The sequence below is a fragment of the Pacificimonas flava genome (assembly GCF_000342165.1).
In the GTDB taxonomy this organism is placed as follows: domain Bacteria; phylum Pseudomonadota; class Alphaproteobacteria; order Sphingomonadales; family Sphingomonadaceae; genus Pacificimonas; species Pacificimonas flava.
In genome coordinates this window covers 126,824-148,286 of sequence record NZ_AMRV01000001.1, presented here as the reverse complement: position 1 = coordinate 148,286, position 21,463 = coordinate 126,824, and the positions used below count along the sequence as shown (strand labels likewise).

The 21,463-nt window shown below is 64.3% G+C and carries 18 protein-coding genes and 1 riboswitch; of the genes, 6 read left to right on the top strand and 12 right to left on the bottom strand.

Annotated features, from left to right (window positions below; genetic code table 11):
* Positions 1–93: 93 nt before the first annotated feature.
* Both C725_RS00705 and C725_RS00700 read left to right on the top strand, forming a co-directional pair.
* Entirely contained in the window at positions 94–1,206 is a 1,113-nt protein-coding gene (locus C725_RS00705; protein WP_243442661.1) for a serine hydrolase domain-containing protein, read from the top strand.
* 225 nt (positions 1,207–1,431) lie between these two features.
* A complete protein-coding gene (locus C725_RS00700; protein WP_008599519.1) occupies positions 1,432–3,078 on the top strand; it encodes a peptide chain release factor 3 in 1,647 nt (548 codons plus the stop codon).
* A 7-nt stretch (positions 3,079–3,085) separates the two neighbouring features.
* Here C725_RS00700 and C725_RS00695 read toward each other — a convergent pair whose 3' ends face one another.
* From C725_RS00695 to C725_RS00670, 6 genes are all read right to left on the bottom strand, one after another.
* Positions 3,086–4,648 (bottom strand): DHA2 family efflux MFS transporter permease subunit, encoded by a 1,563-nt coding sequence (locus C725_RS00695; RefSeq protein ID WP_008599518.1) that lies wholly within the window; start codon positions 4,646–4,648, stop codon positions 3,086–3,088.
* Entirely contained in the window at positions 4,645–5,904 is a 1,260-nt protein-coding gene (locus C725_RS00690) for an HlyD/EmrA/EmrK family protein (RefSeq protein ID WP_008599517.1), read from the bottom strand. Before C725_RS00690 ends, C725_RS00695 begins: the two co-directional genes overlap by 4 nt.
* Positions 5,901–7,385, bottom strand: a complete 1,485-nt coding sequence (locus C725_RS00685; protein WP_008599516.1) for an efflux transporter outer membrane subunit — start codon at positions 7,383–7,385, stop codon at positions 5,901–5,903. Before C725_RS00685 ends, C725_RS00690 begins: the two co-directional genes overlap by 4 nt.
* A complete protein-coding gene (locus C725_RS00680; protein ID WP_008599515.1) occupies positions 7,373–7,852 on the bottom strand; it encodes a MarR family winged helix-turn-helix transcriptional regulator in 480 nt (159 codons plus the stop codon). The genes C725_RS00685 and C725_RS00680 overlap by 13 nt, the downstream gene beginning before the upstream one ends.
* A gap of 110 nt (positions 7,853–7,962) precedes the next feature.
* The gene (locus C725_RS00675; RefSeq protein WP_243442675.1) at positions 7,963–9,600 is read right to left on the bottom strand and encodes a mechanosensitive ion channel family protein; all 1,638 of its coding nucleotides are present in this window, start codon (positions 9,598–9,600) and stop codon (positions 7,963–7,965) included.
* A gap of 78 nt (positions 9,601–9,678) precedes the next feature.
* Positions 9,679–10,251, bottom strand: a complete 573-nt coding sequence (locus tag C725_RS00670; RefSeq protein WP_008599513.1) for a TMEM165/GDT1 family protein — start codon at positions 10,249–10,251, stop codon at positions 9,679–9,681.
* A gap of 94 nt (positions 10,252–10,345) precedes the next feature.
* A riboswitch (yybP-ykoY riboswitch) is annotated at positions 10,346–10,463 on the bottom strand.
* On the opposite strand from C725_RS00670, the gene C725_RS00665 reads away from it, so the two are divergent.
* Complete coding sequence (locus C725_RS00665; protein WP_160165693.1) at positions 10,453–11,226, top strand: phosphatase PAP2 family protein; 774 nt, start codon at positions 10,453–10,455, stop codon at positions 11,224–11,226. It overlaps the preceding riboswitch by 11 nt.
* 13 nt (positions 11,227–11,239) lie before the next feature.
* Here the strand turns inward: C725_RS00665 and C725_RS00660 are convergent, their stop codons facing one another.
* The 3 genes from C725_RS00660 to C725_RS00650 are packed head-to-tail and all read right to left on the bottom strand — an operon-like array spanning position 11,240 to position 14,859.
* The gene (locus tag C725_RS00660) at positions 11,240–13,408 is read right to left on the bottom strand and encodes a TonB-dependent receptor (RefSeq protein ID WP_008599511.1); all 2,169 of its coding nucleotides are present in this window, start codon (positions 13,406–13,408) and stop codon (positions 11,240–11,242) included.
* Positions 13,409–13,456: 48 nt separating this feature from the next.
* Entirely contained in the window at positions 13,457–13,696 is a 240-nt protein-coding gene (locus C725_RS00655; RefSeq protein ID WP_243442660.1) for a hypothetical protein, read from the bottom strand.
* Positions 13,693–14,859, bottom strand: a complete 1,167-nt coding sequence (locus C725_RS00650) for a PepSY-associated TM helix domain-containing protein (protein WP_008599507.1) — start codon at positions 14,857–14,859, stop codon at positions 13,693–13,695. Before C725_RS00650 ends, C725_RS00655 begins: the two co-directional genes overlap by 4 nt.
* Before the next feature lie 350 nt (positions 14,860–15,209).
* On the opposite strand from C725_RS00650, the gene C725_RS15595 reads away from it, so the two are divergent.
* The 3 genes from C725_RS15595 to C725_RS00635 all read left to right on the top strand — a co-directional run bounded on the left by C725_RS15595 (position 15,210) and on the right by C725_RS00635 (position 18,694).
* A complete protein-coding gene (locus C725_RS15595) occupies positions 15,210–16,352 on the top strand; it encodes an alpha/beta fold hydrolase (RefSeq protein WP_008599505.1) in 1,143 nt (380 codons plus the stop codon).
* 36 nt (positions 16,353–16,388) lie between these two features.
* A complete protein-coding gene (locus tag C725_RS00640; RefSeq protein ID WP_008599504.1) occupies positions 16,389–17,258 on the top strand; it encodes an alpha/beta fold hydrolase in 870 nt (289 codons plus the stop codon).
* 191 nt (positions 17,259–17,449) lie between these two features.
* The gene (locus C725_RS00635; protein WP_008599503.1) at positions 17,450–18,694 is read left to right on the top strand and encodes a sigma-54 interaction domain-containing protein; all 1,245 of its coding nucleotides are present in this window, start codon (positions 17,450–17,452) and stop codon (positions 18,692–18,694) included.
* Here C725_RS00635 and C725_RS00630 read toward each other — a convergent pair.
* Genes C725_RS00630 through fliD form a run of 3 tightly spaced genes read right to left on the bottom strand, consistent with a single transcriptional unit; the run spans position 18,670 to position 21,390 of the window.
* Entirely contained in the window at positions 18,670–18,987 is a 318-nt protein-coding gene (locus tag C725_RS00630) for a hypothetical protein (protein WP_008599502.1), read from the bottom strand. The two genes, C725_RS00635 and C725_RS00630, sit on opposite strands and share 25 nt — an antisense overlap.
* Positions 18,984–19,370, bottom strand: coding sequence for a flagellar export chaperone FliS (gene fliS, locus C725_RS00625; RefSeq protein WP_008599501.1), 387 nt, complete (start codon positions 19,368–19,370; stop codon positions 18,984–18,986). The genes C725_RS00630 and fliS overlap by 4 nt, the downstream gene beginning before the upstream one ends.
* Before the next feature lie 13 nt (positions 19,371–19,383).
* Complete coding sequence (gene fliD / locus C725_RS00620) at positions 19,384–21,390, bottom strand: flagellar filament capping protein FliD (protein ID WP_008599500.1); 2,007 nt, start codon at positions 21,388–21,390, stop codon at positions 19,384–19,386.
* Between the last annotated feature and the right edge of the window lie 73 nt (positions 21,391–21,463).

The window sequence follows — 21,463 nt, the reverse complement described above, 5'->3', positions numbered from 1 at the left end:
GGCCGATCCCTCAGATCTCAGCGCGGCTGGAAGCGGGCATTCACCGTCCAGTGCCCCGAACGGGCGGACGGACATTCGCTATGAAGACAGCGCATGAATAGGATGCACGGGCGCGTCCTTGCCGCACCGCTCGCGGCTTTGCTTACGGCCTTCAGCGCTTGTGGGGATGCGCCTGCGCAGCAAGGGCCCGAGGCGGGCCGGATGGCGACCACCTCTCCCCAAACCAGCGAAATCCGGCCGGGTGCGCTTAGCCGGGGGCTCGACAGCACGCTGCTGGAAAGCACGATCGAGGCTGCCGAAACGCTGCCGCGGCTGCGATCCATGATCGTCCTGAGAGATGGGGAGGAAGAATTCGCCGCAACCTTCAACGACGGCGCGCCGCTCGACCAGCCGGTAAACATCAAGTCAGCGTCGAAGTCCGTACTCTCGGCATTGGCGGGAATTGCCATCGAGCGCGGCGTCCTCGAGGGAACGGACCAGCCGATACTCAGCGAACTTGCCGATTTGGCGCCTGCAGCCCCCGATCCCCGCCTGGCCCAAGTGACCGTCGGCCATTTGCTTTCGATGCAGGCAGGGCTGGAGCGAACGTCAGGTGAGTATTATGGCGCGTGGGTCGCCAGCCCGAATTGGGTCCGATACGCTCTCGCGCGCCCGTTCGTCGACGAGCCTGGCGGCCGAATGCTCTATTCAACGGGAAGCAGCCATCTTTTGTCCGCCATGCTGACGCGGGCAAGCGGGCGCAGCACCCATGCTTTGGCGCAAGACTGGCTGGCCGAGCCGCTTGGCATTCGCCTGCCGCCTTGGCCACGCGATCCGCAGGGTATCTACTTCGGCGGGAACGACATGCTGATGTCGCCGCGCGCGCTCAGCCGTTTCGGGGAGCTTTACCGCCTCGGCGGGGTGCTGAATGGCGAACAGCTGCTACCGGCCAGTTGGGTGGAGGAAAGCTGGACACCACGGGCACGGTCTCCATGGAGCGGCAATGCCTATGGATATGGCTGGTTCCTGACGGACATGGCCGGGCATCCCGTCCGTTTCGCATGGGGATACGGCGGGCAGATGCTCTATATCGTTCCCAGCCTCGCCCTTACCGTCGCCATGACGTCCGACCCGTCGGCACCCAGCGATATCGGCCATATAAGAGCGCTGCACGATCTTGTTTCCGAGGGGCTTGTCCCTGCCGCCGAAGCAGGTGCGACGGGCTGATCGCCGGCCTGCCGGCTCCATCGATCCGCCCCCTTCCCCGGACAGCACGGCATGCTAAAGGACAGAGCCAAATTCAGCGCCTGGCTCAGCCTTGGACATTGGGTGGATGGAGAAAGCCGTTCCCCATTGAGAAGCGAACCGGCGCCCCATCACGCAGCGGTGCACGCTTGCCCGGCAGACTGAAAGCCGGCCCGGCCAGCGCACCCGTGCAGCAGGACCTTGCCCATGTCTCTGGAAACTCAGACCCTTCCGCCCAAGAACGCATCCGTAAAGGCGGCGGGCGACGCCAGCCTTCCGCGGCGTACATTCGCCATCATCTCCCACCCCGACGCCGGCAAAACGACGCTGACGGAAAAGCTGCTGCATGCCGGCGGTGCAGTTCGGGAAGCCGGGGAGGTGCGCGCTAAGGGCGATCGGCGCCGCGCGAAATCCGACTGGATGGCGATCGAGCAGCAGCGCGGGATTTCGGTGACGTCCTCCGTCATGACCTTCGAGTTCGACGGAATCCGTTTCAATCTGCTGGACACGCCGGGGCATGAGGACTTTTCAGAGGACACCTACCGAACGCTGACCGCCGTCGATTGCGCCGTCATGGTCATCGATGCGGCCAAGGGCATCGAATCTCAGACCTTGAAGCTGTTCGAAGTCTGCCGTCTGCGCGGCATCCCCATCGTCACCTTTATCAACAAGATCGACCGCGAGGGCGTCAGTCCGTTCGAACTTCTGGACGAGATCGCGGAAAAGCTGGCGCTCGATACGGCACCGATGTCATGGCCCATCGGCATGGGCGGGCTCTTCGAGGGTCTTTACTCGTTCGAACATGACTGCGCATTCCTGGCGCCGCAGCGGGGTAGCGGCGCCGGACAGACAGTGGAGGGCATTGCACCGGACAGTGCGGAACTGCGCTCCGCGTTAACGGACAGCGCCGCCCCCCTGCTGGAGGACCTGATCCTCGCCGCAGAGGCATGCCCGGCATTCGACCGCGAGGCCTTTGCCGCCGGCGACCTGACCCCGGTCTATTTCGGCAGTGCGCTGAAGGAAATCGGTGTCGATCATCTGCTTGCGGCTCTTGCGCGATACGCCCCCTCCCCGCAGCCACAACCCGCCGATCCCGCGCCCGTCCAACCGGACGATGACAAGGTTTCCGGATTTATCTTCAAGATGCAGGCAAACATGGATCCGAACCACCGGGACCGCATCGCCTTCATGCGCGTCTGCTCGGGTACGCTGACCCGGGGCATGCGGCTCGGCAACAGCCGCACCGGAAAGGCGATGGGCCTGCACAATCCGATCTTCTTCCTCGCCCGCGACCGCGCCGTCGTCGACGAGGCGCAGCCGGGCGACATCGTCGGCATTCCGAACCATGGTACGCTGCGTGTGGGCGACACGCTCAGCGAGCGCAGCGATCTGTTCTTCACCGGCCTGCCCGATTTCGCGCCGGAACTCCTCCGGCGTGTGCGGCTGGAGGACCCGATGAAGGCAAAGCAGATGCGCCGTGCCCTCATCGATCTGGCCGAGGAGGGCATTGCCCGCCTGTTCCGCCCGCTTCTGGGATCCGACTGGATCGTCGGCGTCGTGGGCGCCCTCCAGCTTCAAGTCATCGCCTCGCGCATCGAGGCGGAGTACGGTCTCTCCGTCGGGTTCGATATGGTGCCCTACGAAACCGCGCGCTGGATCGGCGCACCCGACGAGGCGAGCCGCAAGGCCTTTATCGCGCGGGAGCGTGCGAGCGTGGCTGAGGACGAGGACGGGGCACTCGTTTTCCTCGCGCGCAACGCATGGCAGCTTCAGCGGCTGGAGGAGGAGTGCCCCGACCTTAAATTCCTGGCCGTGAAGGAGCGGCAGCGCAGCACCGGCACCGCTGCCTTCTAGCCCGGCCTCAGTCGGCTGCGACGGGACCCGTGCTCCCCGCAGGGCGACGCGCAAACCAGACCAGCGCGATCATGGCCAGCGAGATCCAACCGGAAATCCAGAACAGATCGGTGGAGGCCAGCAGATAGGCTTGCTGCACCATCTGGCGGGTGACGATGGCAGAGGATTCGAGCGTTCCGGCACCCAGATCCGACAGTCTCTCCACCGCCTGCCGGTACGGAAAGGAAAAGGCTGACGAATGATCGGCCAGACGGCTCTGGTGCAGCGCCTCGCGCCGATCCCACATTGTCGTGATGATCGAAGCGGCGAAGCTGCCCGCCGTGATGCGCGCGAAGTTGGAGATGCCGGTCGCGGACGGCAACTGCTCTGGCGGGATACCGTCGAGCTGGATGTTCAGCATGGCCAGGAAGAAGCTGCTCATTGCGACGCCCTGCACCAGCATCGGCATGGTGAAATCCCAGAAGCTGGCATCCGTCGTATAGCCCGCGCGCATGAAGAAGGAGATGGCAAAGGCCACGAAGGAAAAGCTGGCGAGGATGCGCGCGTCGACCTTGCTGCTGATACGCGCGATGAACGGCGTCAGCACGACCGCGACCATACCGCTTGGCGCCGCCACCAGGCCGGCCCAGGTCGCCGTGTAGCCGAGCTGCGTCTGCATCCACAGTGGCAGCAGCAGGACATTTGCGAAAAAGACCGCGAAACCGAGGCAGAAGGCGATGGTACCGAGCGAGAAATTGCGCCTGGCAAACAGCCGCAGATCGACGGCGGGGTGCTCGTCGTTCAGTTCCCAGATGATCCAGGCGATAAAGCCGATGGCGGCAACCAGCGACATGATCACGATGGTCTGCGAATGAAACCAGTCCGCGTTCTTGCCGAGGTCGAGCACCACCTGCAGCGCCCCCACCCACAGGACGAGGAGGCCGACGCCCACCTTGTCGATGGGAAGGTTGCGGGTCGCCGTCTCACGCGTTTTCAACATCTGCCAGCTCGTGAAGGCACAGAAAATGCCGACCGGCACGTTGATCAGGAAGATCCAGCTCCAATGGTAATTATCGGAAATATAACCGCCCAGGATCGGTCCCGCGATGGGCCCCACCAATGTGGTCATCGACCATACTCCGAGCGCGGTGGAGCGCTTGTCAGCGGGGAAGATGGAGATCAGCAGCGCCTGGCTGCCGGGAATCATCGGGCCGGATACCGCCCCCTGAAACACCCGGAAAATAATGAGGGAATCGAGGCTCCACGCTATGCCGCAGAGGAGGGAAGCGAGCGTGAACAGCGCAACGGACACGACAAAGGTTCGCACCACGCCAAAGCGGCCCATCAGCCAGCCGGTCAGCGGAACGGCGACACCGTTTGCCACGGCGAAGGAGGTAACGATCCACGTGCCGTTGTCGGGTGCCACGCCCAGATTGCCGGCGATGGTGGGCAGCGACACGTTGGCAATCGTCGTGTCGAGCACCTGCATGAAGGTGCCGAGCGCCAGCGCGATCCCCGCCAGCGCCAGCGCCGGGCCCGTCAGCGGCGGTGGACCGGCATTCGCCGCGGTCTGGCGCTCAGGCACGCTCATCGCGCGCGGCCGCTATTCTCGGCGATGATCCGCGCGATCTCCCCATCCACTTCGCTGCCGGGGCTATCCGTCGCCATGCGTTCATAGGGTGCCGCCGCCTCTCGCGCGACGAGGCTGCCGCTGGTGTCGGCAGTATCCACCTCAACCGTTACCGACAGGCCGATGCGCAAGGGGTGTTCATCCAGCTGGCCCGGATCGATGCCGATACGCACGGGCACGCGCTGAACGATCTTGATCCAGTTGCCGCTGGCGTTCTGCGGCGGCAGCAACGCAAAAGCACTGCCGCTGCCCGCACCCAGACCCAGCACATGCCCGGTGAAGACGACGTCGCCGCCATAGGTGTCGGTGGTGATGGTCGCGGCCTGCCCCACCCGCAGGTCGGCAAGCTGCGTTTCGCGGAAATTCGCATCGACCCACACGCGCCCCAGCGGCACCACCGCCATCAGCGGCGTTCCGGCCGCGACCTGCTGACCGACCTGAACGCCGCGCTTCGCCACCACACCGTCAATGGGCGCCGTAATATGCATATGACTGCGGCGTATGGCGGCCTGACGATAGGCGGCGATGGCGGCGAGCACGGCCGGATTGCTGCGGATATCGGTCCCGGCGACCTGGCTCTGCGACTGCTCAAGGCGGCTGCGCGCGACATTCAGCGTTGCCGCCGCCGTCTTGACCGTATCGGCCGCGTGCGAGACCTCCTCGCCCGAGACGGCGCCCTGGGCAGCGGCCTCCTGCCGCCGCGACAGGTCGCTGCGCGCCCGCGCCAGCTCCGCCTCTGCCTGCACGACCGCCGCGCGGCCGGCATTCACGTCGGAGAAGTTCCCGCGCACATTTCGAACGGCGCGGGCAAGCTGCGCCGCCGCCGCCTCCAGTTCCACGTCGGCCGTATCCGGATCCAGGTCGATCAGCGGCTGGCCCGCCTCCACCCGCTCCGTATCGTCGGCATAGATCGCCGTCACCGTGCCCGGATCGCGCGCGGTGATCGACACCACATCGCCCGCCACATAGGCATCTTCGGTTTCCTCGGTCGGCGGAGACAGGAAGAACGCGTAGATTCCGTAGGCGATCGCAGCGACCAGAACGATCAGACCCAGAAGCAGAAATGCCCGCTTCCGCGTGCGTGACTTGCTTCCTTTGGGTGCATTGTCAGGCGAAGGCGGTGCGATCGCGGCGGGCGGTGCAACAGCGGCGGCATCCGCATCGGCCGTTACAGGTGCATCGGACTCGCGCGCGATATCGCGGGGAGCGTCGGTCACTTGGGTTTCCTCTCATCCGCAGCGGCCGTTTCAGGGGCCGCGCCTTCTTGTGCTGTTATATTGGCCGCCGTTTGCGCGCCGGTATCGAAGCTCCCGCCCATCGCCACGACCAGCCGTACGGCCGATAGCGCCGCGTCCGCCTGCAGATTTGCGGCCTGCTGCTCGGCATCGAGCAGTCGGACGTCCGATCCGATGAGTTCCAGTCGGGAACTCAGCCCCGTTTCGACGCGCACATTGTCGAGGCGCCGAACCGCCTTCAGCCCGGCGACCACGGCAGCCTGCTCCGTCAGTTCCGCGCGCGCGCGGCGCACATCGGCAAGCGCGTCCGCGGCCTCCCGAACGGCTCCGAGGACAGCGGCGTTGTAGAGTGCCACCTGTCGGTCGACCCCGGCCGTCGCTCCCTCGTAATCCGCGCGCAGACGCCCACCCTCGAAAATCGGCAGATGCACCGCGGCGCCTGCACCGTACGTGGCGGCCTCGTCCGAGAAAAGATTGCCGAGGCCGACGGCCTGGAGCCCGGCGATGCCGATCAGGTCAATGTTCGGATAGAAGGCTTTTCGGGCCACCTGCCGACCCGCGCGCGCCGCCTCGACACGCGCCCGGGCACTCAAGACATCGGGGCGCCGTGACAGAAGATCCGCTGGCAAAGTTTGCGGCAACGGCAGGACAGCCTCAAGATCCGCGCGGGCCGGGTTCACCTCTTCGTAGAAGCCCGCCCCCTGCCCGGCGAGTTCGGCAAGCGTGTGAACGACAAGCGCCCTTTGCGCCTCTGCCTGAACGAGCGCGCGCCGCGCCTGCGCCAGCACCGTCTCCGCTGCACGGGCATCGATTTCGCTGGCAAGTTCGCTTTCGATGCGAACCTGCGTCAGCTGCAGCGAGCGTCGGCGCTGACCGAGCGTATCCCGAGCGATGGCGATCTGCCGTTCGGCGCGGACCAGCTCGACATAGGACTGTACGACAGCGCCGGTCAGGGCGAGCCGCGCGGCCGCTGCATCGAGCGCGGCCGCGTCCACGCCCGCCGCCGCCTGCCGCACCGCATCGGCGTGACGGCCCCAGAAATCCAGATTCCAGCTCAGATTGGCCGCAGCTTGTCCGACCCACCGCGTCGACCCGCCATAAGGGGGCGGAATGGTGTAGACATCGCTGAGGCGGATGCGCTGCTCCTCGACGGTGCCGGAAATCTGCGGACGAGTCGCGCCGCGCCGCGCATCGAGCTGTGCGGAGGCAGCACGAAGCCGCGCCATCGCTTCGTCGATCCTGGGGCTGCCGGAAAGCGCTTGTGCCATGATCGCGTTCAACTGCGGATCGCCGAAGGCGCGCCACCATTCCTCGTCGATCCGCGGGGCGGCAAGCTCTCCCAGACCAAGCGTAGGCGTACTCACCGGAACGACGGCCGTCCCGATATCGGGCGCGGCGCAACTGGCAAGCAGAGATGCCGCCAGTGCAGCGGCATGAGCCCCGGCGCGAATCACGCTTCGCATCCCGGTGCGATCCCCTCTCGCGCCTCGAAGCGCGACAGGACTTCGGTCAGAAGGAGCAGCAATCGGGTCACATCCTCTTTCGGCATATCGCCGAGCACGTCCTGCCAAACGGCACGAACATCGGCGGCCTGTTCCTTCAGCGTGTCCCGCCCCGCCGGCGTTACCGCCAGCTTCATCACGCGGCGATCGTCGGTACAGGGCTCCCGCTCAACCATTCCCCGCTCCTCCAGGCGATCGAGAAGCCGGGTCATCGCACCGCTGTTGTGACCGGTGTGCCGGGCTAGTTCGCTCGACGTATTGCTGGTCCCGGAATTGACGAGCGCAAGCACGACCCACTGGGTGAATGTCGTATCCTTGTCGGAGAATGCTGCCTCGACCCGCGCGGTCGACAGTTTGGCGACGCGCCGGATCAGGTATCCGAGTGCGCGGCGTGGATGTTCGTAATCGCAAATGGGAAGTTCGGCCATAATCTCTGCCAAGGCATTATCTGCCGAGGCAGCTAATATGTCGTCACAAGCGAGTCAATTCCTTTGAAGACGTGCCGAGCCGCGGTGCCGCCCCCCGCAACGGCTCGCGGCTATGCCTCGCGGGGCTCTGACCGCGGCGCCTGCGCTTCAGGATCCGCAACAAGATGTAGCGTGCGCGTCGGAAAGGCGATGCCGATGTCTGCCGCTTCGAGCCGTTCGAAGATGGTCAGCAGCAACTCTTGCCTCACCTTCAGGCTGTCTGCGAAATCCCCGACGCCGATATAGGACCAGATATCGATATCCAGCGAGCTTGCGCCAAAATCTGCGAAACGCGCGCGAACGCCGTCGTCATCGACCAGCGGATGGTCGCGCAGCACCGTTTCGATGAGGTCCACGGCCTCCTTCAGCTTGGCCGGGCCGATGCCGTATTCCACACCGATGCGGGGATTGAACAGGAAGCGGTCGCGCTTCGCGTAGTTCTCGATCTGGCGCGACGAGAAATCTCCGTTCGGAATGGTGACGACGGTGCGATCATTGGTACGAATTCGGGTGGAGCGCATGCCGATATCCTCGACCGTTCCCACCACATCGCCGACACGGCAGAAATCGCCGACCTGAACTGGCTTGTCGGCAATCAGCGTGACGCTTCCGACGAGATTTTCGACGGTTTTCTGTGCCCCGAGCGCCAACGCGATACCGCCGATGCCTAGCGCGGCGACGCCCGTCGTCACGTCCACGCCCAGCGTGTCGAGGATCGCGACCACGGCAACGGCGAGCAGCAGCACCTTCACCGTTCGGCGAAGAAGGGTGATGACCGATACAGCCTGCCGCCGTTCCGAACGCTGCATGCGCGCAGCAGACACCTGCGCGATTGCGTCCACCAACCTCAGTGCGAACCAGATCAGCGCGAACCAAGCGACGATGCCGGCGTAGCGGAGCAGCGTCTGCCGCGCGACGATCGACACCGGAATCGCGTTTGCCCAGAGCTGGAAACACACGACCGCCGCAAACAGGCTGAATGGCGGCAGCGCAGCCTGAATGAAGCGGAACAGCCCGCTGCGAGAGGGGTCGCGACTGAAAATGCGGATTGCCGCCAAAAGGCCAGCCGCGATCAGGCGGAATCCGGCAAAGCTGATCGCCGCCAACCCCATGAGTATCAACCAGTCCTTCAGGGGCGCTCCGGCAACCAGAGTGGCTTCGGCCGCCCGCTCTTCCGCGGCGATTTCCGGCGCAGGCTCATCCCTATCGACCCATTCACGTGTTTCATCGGAGATGCGCCACAATTGTACACCCTCGGCATTCTCCTCTCGCACGAGGACGATGGGCGGAGCATCTTCCTCCGGAAAGCTGCCGACGCTTTCGAATTGCGCATCGAGGCCATCCTCGATGCGGCCGGCCGGCTCGTTCGCAAGGGCTGCGAACGGATCGAGCGTACCGCCGCGATCCAGCGCCGCCTGAAGTTGTCGTGCGAAGTCGGCAGCCTCGGCCTCCTGCCCCTCGCCATCCATGGACAGGTAGAAATAATTTCCGGCGCGGTTGTAATCCTGATCGCCAAGCGCCCTTATCAAACCTGTGACGGTAGATCGCGGCGTTTCCCGTCCGTACGGATCCGGCGCCGGCTCTGCAGCGGGGGCCTCCGCTGCGGGCTCCTCCAGAATCTGCGCGTGAACGGGCACAGCGGCCGTGACGCCGAGCCAGAGGCAAATCAGAAGCAGCGGAAGACCGCTTCCCTGAAATCGACCCAACACCTGCAACGCATTTTCTCCAGCTTCGCGAACCTCGGCACCTTTCCATTGCGTGGGCCGGGCCCAGGTTCCATCCACGCGCTAGACGATACGGAGCGTCTGCAGCAGCAGCCAGACGCCGATGACGAGAAACAGGAGGGCCGCGGTCACTCGCATAAGCCCAAACGGGACACGATCGAGGAGCGCCCTGCCGAAGAACACGGCCGGGACGTTTGCAAGCATCATTCCAAGCGTTGTGCCCATCGTCACAAGAACGACACCTTCGAACTGCGCCCCCAGCGCGACCGTCGCGATCTGTGTCTTGTCGCCCATTTCCACGAGGAAGAACGCGATCAACGTGGTCAAAAAGGCGCCGAACGGGCTACGGCGGCGCTCCTCTTCCTCGCCAAGCTTGTCCGGAATCAGCGTCCAGACCGCCATCAGGATGAAGGAGGCTGCAATAATGTAGCGAAACCAGTCGCCTTGCAGGATTTCGGCAGCCTGCTGGCCAAGCAGGGCAGCCAGGAAATGATTGGCGATGGTCGCCAGAAGAATACCAAGGATGATGGGAAGCGGTCGATTGAAGCGCGCCGCCAACACGATGGCGAGCAACTGCGTCTTGTCGCCGATTTCAGCAAGAGCAACCACGACGGTGGAGGTAAACAAGGCTTCCAAGAAAACGGTCTCCAGGGCCGGGCGCCAGACAAGCCAATGACATCGCCAGTTCCCGCCCAGCCCAGACGGCACCGCAATGCCACCGGTCTCGCCCGAACGGTGATCCCGTTCCCCCTGCGCCACGACCTCTCGGCCGAGTATGTTGACGCAGGAGCTTGCAACGCCCTTTCAAAACCGGCGCCGCAACTGGCTACTCCCCAGATGACGAAGAGAACCCTAGACGGCCGGACCGCGGTGTTCAAGCATGGAGCGGGACGCGGTACGAAGGCGACGCAGCCGGAGGAAGGGATAAACGACGCCATGGCCCCACCTGGCCGCACCGGTTTCATCATTGCCGCCGCGGCGTTGCTGTCGCTCCCCGCTGTCGGCCTGATCGTCGACTGGGGCGGCCTGGCATGGGCGGACGAACGGGCACTGCTTCTGCTGCGCGCCCAAGACGGTAACGGCGGCTTCGTTCCCGGTCCGCGCTGGCTCACGCAATTTCTGACCGACCTGACCGCGCTTGGAGGCATTTCGCTTCTGGCGCCGATCACCCTTGTCATATCGGCATATCTTTGGGCGACCGGCCGGCCCCACACCGGACTGTTCCTCACGCTCACCGTCGCGACGGGCTGGCTCTTGAGCCGTGCGCTGAAATCCCTTTACGATCGGGCGAGACCCGAGGCGGTGCCGCATCTGGTCGAGGTCAGCTCCGCAAGTTTTCCAAGCGGACACGCGATGAATTCCGCCATCGTCTATCTGACGCTGGCGGCCATTCTGGCAGAAGGGCGTGAGCAGCCAACGAAGCGCCAGTTCCTATACCTGACCGCGGTCGCGCTGGTGTTTCTGATCGGATTGTCCCGCCTCTACCTCGGGGTTCATTACCCCACCGATGTGCTCGCCGGCTGGAGCTTCGGAGCGGGATGGGCGATCCTATGCTGGATCGCCGCATCTCGGTTCAGAGAAGGCAGCCCTCCGCATCTCCTTCGAAATTGACCGCTCGGCGACCTTACAGATCGATGGAGGCGGACAGGCGGAACGTGCGCGGCGTTCCCTGGAGAAGTGCGGTGCCGAAGGAATCGAACGCCGTCGCCCAGTAGCGCTCGTTCGCGACATTATCGATCCCCGCGCGCAAGGTGAGCGGGCGATCGCCGACCGCAGCGACGTAGCGCGCGCCAATGTCGAAGGTCGTCCAACTGTCCAGCCGAAGGGTATTGGCCGCGTTCGCCGCCTGCTCGCCGGTATGCACGGCCCGTCCGGTCAGCGTCAGTCCGCGAAGGAAGGGCAGGTCCCACTCGACATTCGCGTTCAGCAGATATTCCGGTACGCCGGCCGCATCATTTCCCTCGTTGACTCCGCCCGTATCACGCAGCTTCGCCTCCAGCACCGATCCGCCCGCGATCAGCCGCAGCTCCTCGGTCAGTTCGCCGTTCAGAGTCAGCTCGATGCCGCGATTGCGCTGTTCGCCGAACACCCCGTAGACGAGGTCGCCGTCGGGTTCTGCGGGATCAACGGGCCGCGCATAGCCGTTCGGCTGCTCGGTCTGGAACAGGGCCAGGGCCGCGTTGAACGTGCCCAGCCGAGCCTTGCCGCCCACCTCGTATTGCACGGACTTGTACGGCGGAAAGGCTTCACCGGGATTGACGATATCTTCGTCGTTCACCGGCGCGGTCTCGCCCGCCGCCAGGCCTTCGATACGATTGGCGAAGAAGGAAATCCTGTCCGACGGCTTCACGACGACTCCGACCACTGGCGTGATGGCGCTGTCGTCATATTCTTCCGTCAGTCCGCTGCCGTCATAGCCATAGGTCTTCGTATTGATGACCTGCATGCGCAGACCGCCGGTCACGAGTATGCGATCGTCCCAAAGGCCGATCGTGTCGGATGCGAACAGGCTGGCAATATGCGTGCGATTGATCGGAAACGGATTGTCGAGGTCACCACCCGCAAAGTTTGAACCGGGCTGCGCTACGACCGGCGTGTCGTAAAGGTTCGTTTCATAGCCGGTAAAGAAATCGTAGGCGGTCCGCCCCTCCTGCCAAAGCACGTTCCCGCCGACGTTGAACTCGTGCGTAATCCCCGCGCCCTCGAGGTCTATACGGGCCCCGGCGCGCGCACTTTCATTGTTGGCCTCGTAGGGAATGAAGCTGCCCCCGCCCGTTGCGGCCCCGGTCGCTCCATCGTTGAGCGTGATGTTGCCGTACGTGCCCGCCTCATCGGTGTCGCGCGCACCGATGGCTGCATAAAGCAGCGCATTGTCCGCAAGATCATATTCGACCGTCAGCGTCCCGAAGACATCCCGCAGCTCCGTACTCGTCCAGGGCTGCGCGTAGTTCGCGTCGGCGTCGGGAACGTCCGGAATCTCCGTCACTGCGCTGCTGAGCTGAACCTTCGGACGCAGTCCGTCGACCTCGACGCGCTGATAGGCGATGTCGAGAGCGACGCGCAGCCGCTCACCGGCGTAGTCGATAGCGCCCCCGACAACGGCCGTGCGACGAAACTCGTCGTCGACTGATACGTCGCCGGCGCGGTAGGCCCCGTTTACCCGAACGCCAATCGTATCGTCGGCAAATCGCCTCGCCACGTCGGCACTGCCGCCGAAATGGCTGTCCGAGATATAATTTGCCGTCACCCGGGTCAGGTCTGCCGTTCCGGCACGCTTCGGCACCAGGTTGATGTTGCCGCCCACGCCCGTGCCGCCCGGCGCCGCGCCGTTCAGAAAGGCGCTTGCGCCGTTCAGCACCTGCACCTCCTGATAGAGTTCCGGCGCAACGAGCTGACGCGGCGTGATCCCGTAAAGACCATTGAATCCCAGATCGTCACCGAAGAGCGGAAACCCGCGCACCACGAACAGCTCCGCCGCGTTGCCGAAGCCATAGCTCGTCCGGATCGTCGGGTCGTTGTCAAGCACCTCGCCAAGCGTCAGGGGCTGCTGGTTGAGGATCAGCGTTTCCGTATAGGTCCGGACGTTGAACGGAACGTCCAGGGCGTCCTTGCTGCCCAGAACGCCGACATCCGCGGCGTTCAGCACTTCGGTCGCGTTTCGCTGCTGTGCGGTGATGACGATTGCTTCGTCGTCCGCTCCTGGCGAACTTTCACTCTGCTGCGCAGCAGCCGGCGTCGCGATCGCGAGCGGAGAGACACAAAGCAGCAGCGGTACGGCGAACCTGACGTTCATAGATTGGCCCTTTTTTAATTGGTTATAGGGTTTTGTTCAGAATTGAGGTCAGCGACGGCGCGTTCTCAGCGCCCACATCGCTGCCATGATGGGCAGGCCCAGCAGGATCCACGCTCCGGCATCGAAGAGACCGTCCCCCAGAAGCGCCAGGCCCAGCCCCGTCAGGCTGGCGAGAGCGATCACCGTCGGCAGAGCGAAGACGTCCCGCAACGGCCGGCGGCGCTTCCGCACAAGAGCGGGAGCGGGCGCCGTCCTCATGAGCGTGCCGGGGGGCGAGATGCGCGTCATTCCGCCGCCACCAGCGACTCATTCGCTGTCTCGGCTTGCAGCAGCGGGCGCGCCTGCGGCCGGCGCCCGGCAATCCACAGGTAAACGCCCGATCCAAGAATGACGATGGTGAACAGGTCGAGAGCGGCCCAGACGATCTTCAGCGGCAGCCCGCCATAATCGCCGAAATGCAAGGGGCGGGAAATCTGCAGCGCCTTCATGTACCAGGGCATGGGCCGAACGTCGGTCAGCGCACCGGTTTCCGCATCGACGACAGCCGGCGTCAATATCCCCTTCGTCAGAGGCGTCCCGCCCTGAAGAAAGATGGTGTAATGATGGGCAGAGCTGTACGACCCGCCGGGGAATGCGATGAATTGCGGGCGGCTGCCGGGCCGAACGGCGCGCACCGTTCGCAGGGCGGTGTCGACCGAACCGTAGCGGGACGCCGGCAAAGGTTCCGCTTCGGCATAGGCCGCAGTCAGTTCGGCCAGCTGATCGCCGCGCCAATAGTCGACGATCGGCGTTGCCAAGGTGTGGATAATGCCGGTCAGGCCGACGACAGCGGCCCAGGCCAGCGCCGTGATGCCCAGCAGATTATGGTAATCCAGCCAGCGGATGCGCGTCGGGCGGGATGCGCGCACGGTGCCGAAATCCATTTTCCGCATGATCGGCGCATAAAGGACGACGCCGGAGACAAGCGCGACGATGAACAGCGCCCCCACCGCGCCCAGAAACAGCATTCCGGGCAGGCCCAGAAACATATCGGTGTGGATCTGCAGGATGACATCCATGACGCCGTCTTCGGCAATGATGCCGGCAAGCTCACCCGTCAGCCTGTCATAGGAACGGATCTGCATGTCGATGCCCGCCGCATCGGGCGTCGGCCCCGTCGTGACGTTCACCACCGGGCGTTCCTCGTCGAAGCTGAGGAACAGCGGAACATGACCGGGATTGGCGGCCAATGCCTTCGCGATCATCTCGTCGAGGGGTAGCATATCGGCGCGCTCGGCCGCCGCATCGATAACCGGACGCCCATCCTCGTCTCCGGCAAGCGCATCGATCTCGTCATGGAAGATCAGCGGCAAGCCCGTGACGCAGAGCATCAGCAGGAATATCGTGCAGACAAGGCTCGACCATTTGTGGATGCCCGCCCAGGTCCGCAGGCTGGACGCCGTCACGTCCATCGATCCTTATTGCTAATCATTATCGTTAGGCTGTAGTGCCGACGAGAGAAGGTTTCAACCGGATATTTGTCGGATGGCGGCTTTCCGGCCGCTTTTGTCCAGCTACGCCCGCGCGCCCAAAGCCGTGCAGGTTCGAGGCGTGCCGATGCCGATGCCGAAGTCGGCAAAGGGACGCGGCTGTCCGTCCCCGCCTCCAGCAGCGACCTTTTCATCAGGAAGGAGCAGCCCGGGGCGCCCCCGCCCCTTCGCCCCCTGTAAAGCCTGAACATCGACCTATATGATTGGCGCAAGCGGGCCAGCGCGGCTGATCGAAACGCACAGTCGCCAGCGTCGATGAATCAAGGGTGGTCATGGGGCAACGCACATTTTCCGGTTATGGCGGTATACGCCTTACAGCGAAAACATACGGTCAGTCCGATGCTCCGCCCGTTCTGCTGCTGAGAGAAGACGCATCGGACGACTGGACCGGCATTGCCGTCGCACTCGCCGGTGCCGGACGGTATGTCGTCAGTCTCGACCTGCGGGGTCAGGGCGAGAGCGAGGATCCCGGCGACGGACCGTTCGACCTCGACGCGCATGTGGGCGATCTTGGCAGCATTCTCGCCCAGCTCTCCTCGCGCCCGGTTGTGATCGGTCAGGGCAGCGCCTGCTGGATCGCGCTCGTTGCCCTTGGGGAGAACGGCCCCGATATCGCCAGCGGCGCCGTCTTCGTCGATCCCCCCCATCTGCCGCGCGGGGCGCCGGCCAGCGTCGATGCCGCTCTCGCGGATGACCGCTGCGATACGCCCCTCGGCGAGCGGCTGACGGACTCCGCGCGCCGCCTTTCCCTGCCCGGCCTCGTGGTGGCGGGCGGCGGGGCATCCTCGCCCCTGGCCGAAATGCTTGCCGATGCCGAACTGGCCCATGTGCGAAGCGCCGGCGAACTTCTGGCGGATGCAGGCGAGGATCTGAACGCCGTGCTCGTCGAGTTTCTGGAGCGGCGCGTGCCGCGAGAACCGCCGGAGTATCATGCCGGTTCGGACAGTCGTACGCTTCGCGATGCGCTTGGGACCTTCGCAACGGGGGTCACCGTCGTCACCACCCTCGGCGCGGAGGGCGAACCCGTCGGATTAACCGCAAACAGCTTCACCTCCGTCTCTCTCGATCCCGAACTTCTGCTCGTCTGCCTGGCCAAGACCGCCAGCAGTCTGGTCGCGTTCGAACAGGCGCCGTTTTTTGCGGTCAATGTTCTTCATATCGGTCAGCAACTCGTCTCCAACCGCTTCGCCATGAAGATGGACGACCGCTTTGCCGAGACGGACTGGGAGCGGTGGGATAGCGGCGTGCCGATCATCCGCAACTCGCTCGCCAGCTTCGAATGCGCACGGCACGAGATGCACGATGCCGGTGATCATGTTCTGCTGATCGGCAGGGTGGAGCGCGTCCGCTTCGAACCGCGCCGCGATCCGCTTCTTTATTTTCGGGGGAAGTATCGGCGCCTGCATTTCGCTTGAACGGCGTATCCGCAGGGGAAAAGAGGGGCAGTCAGGATGCAGATCGTCGGACCATCGTCCCAGACGGTGATTTCACAGCGAACGCGCCTCCATTTTGCCGACTGGGGAAACCCGGACGCCCCGCCGCTTATCCTGCTGCATGGGGGGCGCGATCATTGCCGCAACTGGGACTGGACGGCAGAGGCTCTGCGCGGCGACTGGCGCGTCATCTGCCCGGACCTTCGCGGCCATGGCGACAGCGCCTGGGACGAGAGCGGCAATTACACGACCCTGTCGTACGTTTACGACCTTGCGCAGATCGTTCACCAACTGGGTCTGTCGCCGGTCACGATCGTCGCCCACTCCCTCGGCGGCAACATCGCACTCAGATATGCCGGCCTCTATCCTGAAACCGTACGCCGGCTGGTCGCCATAGAGGGGCTCGGTCCGTCACCGAACATGATCGCCGAGCGTGAGGAGACGCCGCTTTCCGAGCGGTGGCGGCTGTGGATCGAAGAAAAGCGCGGCGCAGCGGGCCGGCAGCCGCGCCGCTACGCGACTTTCGAAGACGCCCTGTCTCGGATGCAGCAAGAAAACACCTATCTCTCGGACGTACAGGCCCGCCACCTGACGAAGCATGCCGTCATTCGAAACGAGGACGGCACCTATAGCTGGAAGTTCGATCCCTACGTCCGGGTGTGGCCGCCGGTGGACGTGCCGCAAGACGATCTGCACGGCCTCTGGTCGCGAATCACCTGCCCGGTCCGGCTGGTCTACGGTGCCGAAAGCTGGGCCTCCAACCCCCAGGAGGACGGACGCATCGGAAATTTTTCAAATGCTGAAGTCTCCGTTTACGAACGCGCGGGTCACTGGGTTCATCATGATCGCGTCGACGATTTCCTGTCGGAATTGCGCGCTTTCCTCTGACAAGCTTCCGGCGCGCCTGTCAAAAATTTGACGTTCCCGCGGGTCGATACGCTACCGTTAACACCTCGGTAACCACCTCGCTTTATGGAATTTTTCACCGGGAGCGGTTTCTTCCAGAAACATTGCGAGACGGATCGGAGCGTCAAGTTTCAGGCGCACCGGTGGGGCCGATTGAAAAAGGGGACGGGGCGTTGGCAATCGAGAACGGAATTTTGACGCGGGGCGGGGCAGTAAAGGGCAAGCGTCCGCTGCTGCTGGGTTCGAGCGCCGCCATGGAGGCCGTTCGCTACTTCATCGATCAGGTGGCCGCCTCGACCGCCACGTGCCTGATCACCGGCCCCTCCGGGTCGGGCAAGGAGATTGCTGCGCGAACCCTGCACGCGCTTTCGGATCGCGCGAATGGACCGATGATTTCCGTCAATTGCGGCGCCATCCCTGCCGAACTGATCGAAAGCGAATTGTTCGGTCATGAGAAGGGCGCTTTCACCGGCGCTGCGGGTACGCGTATCGGCCGCTTCGAGGCCGCACATGGCGGCACGATCTTCCTGGACGAGATCGGCGACATGCCGCTGGAGATGCAGGTGAAGTTGCTTCGGGTTCTGGAGGAGCGGCGTTTCGAGCGCGTCGGCGGAAATAAGAGCATCGCCGTCGACGTTCGCGTCGTCGCCGCCACGCACCGCGACCTGCAGGAGCGGATCGCCGACGGCAGCTTCCGCGAAGACCTTTTCTACCGTTTGAACATCTTCCCCATCCACCTGCCCTCCTTGCAAGCGCGGCGCGACGATGTGCCGGAACTCGCTGCCCATTTCGCCGCCGAATTCGGCAATGGGTCGCCGGCGTTCGCACTCAGTCCGTCGGCTCTCGAGGCGCTGGTCGCCTATGACTGGCCCGGAAATGTGCGCGAACTGCGAAACTGGGCGGAGCGCGCGTCGGTCCTCTACCGCGGTAAGGAGGTGGACGCGGCGGGAACGCAGTTCCTTCTGTCCCTGGGGCGGATGCGCGCGCAGATCGATGCCGGCGAGGCCGTGACGCCCCTCGCGCGTTCGGCGGAACAGGTCCCTGCAATGCCTGCATCGGTGCCGGCTGTGCCGACCATGCCGGCAGCGCCGAACAATGTGACGGCCTTGCCGTTTCTGAAGGACAGGGCGCCCGAGGCGGTCGCTGTCGCGGCGCAGCGCACGATGGATGTGACGACCAATGAAGCAGCGCCGATGCCGCGTGCAGAGGAGATGCTGGGATCCGGCAAGGTGAACTTGAAGAAAATTCTTCAGGATCTGGAGGTCGAGTTCATCGAGTCCGCCCTGATCCGGACGGGACACACCGTAAGCGAAGCGGCCAAAATGCTGGGGCTCCAGCGAACGACACTATGCGAGAAGATGCGGAAATACGGTTTCGAAAGGAAGGACGCCCTTCAGCAGGCCTCCGCGACGGCATAGCTACGGGCGCGCCGCGCCCGCCCCGCCGCCTGCCCGAGCGCCGATTCAACCGCAGCTTTCTGCTGCTCGATCTGCTGCTGCATGGCCGTATAACGTCCGCTGATCCGCTGCAACCGCTCGGCACTTTCACGGCCTGATCCGTACTGCGCCGCAGTGCTTGCGAGTTGCCGGACATGGGCTTCGATCAGCGGCAGACAATGCGCCGCGCTCGCAATCTGCCCCTGACGGACGAACTCCTCCTGCTGCGCGACGATAAGGTCGATATCGTCAAAGTGGCGCGCGAGCGGCGTCACTGCCGGATTTCCGTCCACGCCCCGGCGATTTCGCCGATCAGACCGGCCACCTCGGCAAAGACCCCTTCATCGGCCGTCCCGGAAATGCCCGCCTGAATGCGGCGAATGGCGTAGTCGTAGATCGCCTGCAGATCTTCCGCGATGCGCCCGCCCCGTTCGAAGTCGAGAGTCGACGACAAACCGTAGAGAATTGTGACGGCCCGGTTGGCCGCGGCCACGCGCCGCTCGCGCAGCTCGGGAGAATTGAGGTGGACCAGCGCGCCGAGGACACTTTCCAGTTCGTCGAACATGATCTTCACGAGCTGATGCGGGGTTGCGCCCGCAACGGACGCTTCGCGTCCGCGGTCCGTATAGAAATTCGCCGCCTGCTTTACCGAGTACATCACCGATACCACCTCAATTTTCCGAACTGGTCCACATTTTGATCTGCTGGTCGAGAAAGTCCTGTGTCGACTTGAAGCCGGCAACCGCCGCTTCCATCGCTCCGAACTGAGCCTTCAGCCGCGCCTCGTAGGACACCATTCGGGCCTCGAGCTTCTCTTCATCCTCACCGATGCGAAGCTGTTCGTTGTTCAGAGCCGCCAGCCGGCTCCCGATACCGCCATCGGCACTTGCGGCCTGCTCCGCGATGCGTGCGAGCTGCGTGCTAAGCCCGTGCGAGACTTCGAACGTGGCGCTCGCGATGGCGGCGGTGGCGGTGAACTTCATGCCCGCACCGGGGTCGCCGGATTTCACCATCAGACTGTCGCCGAAACTCAGAAGGTCCCGGCCGTTCAGCTTCCCCGAAGCGGCGGTGCCCTGCTGGGCCGTGGCCGTATCGAGGCCCAGGCGGGCACTGAGCGCGGGGTCCATTTCCGTAATTGCGAAGCTGCTGCTGACACCCTTGCTGTTCGAGGTGAAAACCAGGCTGTCGTTCTCCACCGCCACCGAGCCACCGGCCCCGAAGTTCGCCAGCAGGGAGTCCCGCGCGATCGCCCGATCCATCATCGCGGCAAATTCCGCGTAACTGGTATACGTTCCGTCATCGAGGGCGATGGTCAGCGACCCCACCCCGTCGACGCGCACGCGGATGTTTCGATTTGAGGAATCGATCGTAAGCGGCATGTCGAAGGCATTGGGCTGGGAGGTACCCCGCAGCGTCCCGCGCGTTGCCGGGACCACGTCGGTCAGTTCGTACTCGCCCGCCGGGATGCCCGACACATCGCTGTCCAGAGCGATACCGCCGGCGGAAAAGGATGCGCTGTCACCGAACAGCGTCGACAGCACTTCCGGCGTCTGAGACACAACCGTTTGCAGCGCCTCATTGTCCAGCGACAGCGTGCCGTCCCGATTGCTCTTCACGCCGATGTCCGCCAGACGAACAGCGTTCGATCCCGTGCCGAGACGCGTGGTGGTCAGGGCGCTCAGCTGGCTCTGAAGCTCCCGCACCTCTCGCGAACCGTTCAGCGCGCCGCCCTCCGAACTGCCCGTCGGACGAGCCGTCAACTCGTTCAGGAGCCCGACGAGTTCGTTATAGGCTGCGGTGAAATTGCCGACTGCCGTGGACAGTTCGGCCGTATCGTAGGCTGCCGCCAGATTGATGGTTTCGCCCGGCTCGGCCTTGATCAGGTCGATCTGGACGCCGGTGACCAGATCGTCGATGCGGTTCGAGGATCGCGTAATCTCGACGCCCTCGACCAGGAGGCGCGCGTCCTTCGCGGCCTGCGTCTGCGTCATCGCACCGGCACCGACGTCGAAGCTGAGATCGGCGAGGGCGCTTGCAGGGTCGTCCGGCTCGACGCTGATCTTGAAGCCGTTCTCGGCCCCCTCCGGTCCCTTCATGATCAGCCGGGTCGTATCCCCGTCTCGCAGGAGAGAAGCGGTAAGGCCTATACCCGCGGCGTTGATCTTCGCGGCGATGGCGTCGAGTGTCTGGTCGGAGGATCCGATGTCGAGCGTCAGGCTTTTTGGCGGAAGCGCACCTTCGAACGCGCTGGGCATGCCTTCGCTGTCATAGGTGAAACGACCCAGATCGATGGTGATCTTCCCGGTGCCCAGCGAGCCGGACTCTCCCGGTCCGAACGCGCGGCTGACCAGCTTTTGCGGCGCCGCAAGAGCCTCCACGGAGAAGCTGAGATTGGCAGGCCTCGCCTTGCTGCTGACGATCGTCGCGGTCGCAAGATCCGTTCGGCTCATTTGCGGCAGCACGCCCAGCGCGCCGCTCGACTGCAGCGAGCGCAAGGCGTCGGAAAAGGCGCCGACGGTCGCACGGACCTGGCCGAGCGCGGAAATCTTCGTGTCGGCAGCCTCCCGGCGCTTGCTCAGAAGCTCCGTCTTCGGATCCCGCTCGGCCGCGACGAGGCCGCTGATGATTTCGCTGGTGTTAAGGCCGGAGCCTGAGCCCAGGGCAGAAAGAATATCCAAGACTACCCCCTTTCCTTGCGTTCGGCCGCCCGAACGCCTGCGCGTGTTGTATGAGGATAACGACCGCTGCGGC

Bases quoted from the DNA above. Each gene is read 5' to 3' on its own strand.
- C725_RS00705 (WP_243442661.1), top strand. From the start codon at position 94: ATGAATAGGATGCACGGGCGCGTCCTTGCCGCACCGCTCGCGGCTTTG.
- C725_RS00700 (WP_008599519.1), top strand. From the start codon at position 1,432: ATGTCTCTGGAAACTCAGACCCTTCCGCCCAAGAACGCATCCGTAAAG.
- C725_RS00695 (WP_008599518.1), bottom strand. From the start codon at position 4,648: ATGAGCGTGCCTGAGCGCCAGACCGCGGCGAATGCCGGTCCACCGCCG.
- C725_RS00685 (WP_008599516.1), bottom strand. From the start codon at position 7,385: ATGCGAAGCGTGATTCGCGCCGGGGCTCATGCCGCTGCACTGGCGGCA.
- C725_RS00680 (WP_008599515.1), bottom strand. From the start codon at position 7,852: ATGGCCGAACTTCCCATTTGCGATTACGAACATCCACGCCGCGCACTC.
- C725_RS00665 (WP_160165693.1), top strand. From the start codon at position 10,453: ATGACGAAGAGAACCCTAGACGGCCGGACCGCGGTGTTCAAGCATGGA.
- C725_RS00660 (WP_008599511.1), bottom strand. From the start codon at position 13,408: ATGAACGTCAGGTTCGCCGTACCGCTGCTGCTTTGTGTCTCTCCGCTC.
- C725_RS00655 (WP_243442660.1), bottom strand. From the start codon at position 13,696: ATGACGCGCATCTCGCCCCCCGGCACGCTCATGAGGACGGCGCCCGCT.
- C725_RS00650 (WP_008599507.1), bottom strand. From the start codon at position 14,859: ATGGACGTGACGGCGTCCAGCCTGCGGACCTGGGCGGGCATCCACAAA.
- C725_RS15595 (WP_008599505.1), top strand. From the start codon at position 15,210: ATGGGGCAACGCACATTTTCCGGTTATGGCGGTATACGCCTTACAGCG.
- C725_RS00640 (WP_008599504.1), top strand. From the start codon at position 16,389: ATGCAGATCGTCGGACCATCGTCCCAGACGGTGATTTCACAGCGAACG.
- fliS (WP_008599501.1), bottom strand. From the start codon at position 19,370: ATGTACTCGGTAAAGCAGGCGGCGAATTTCTATACGGACCGCGGACGC.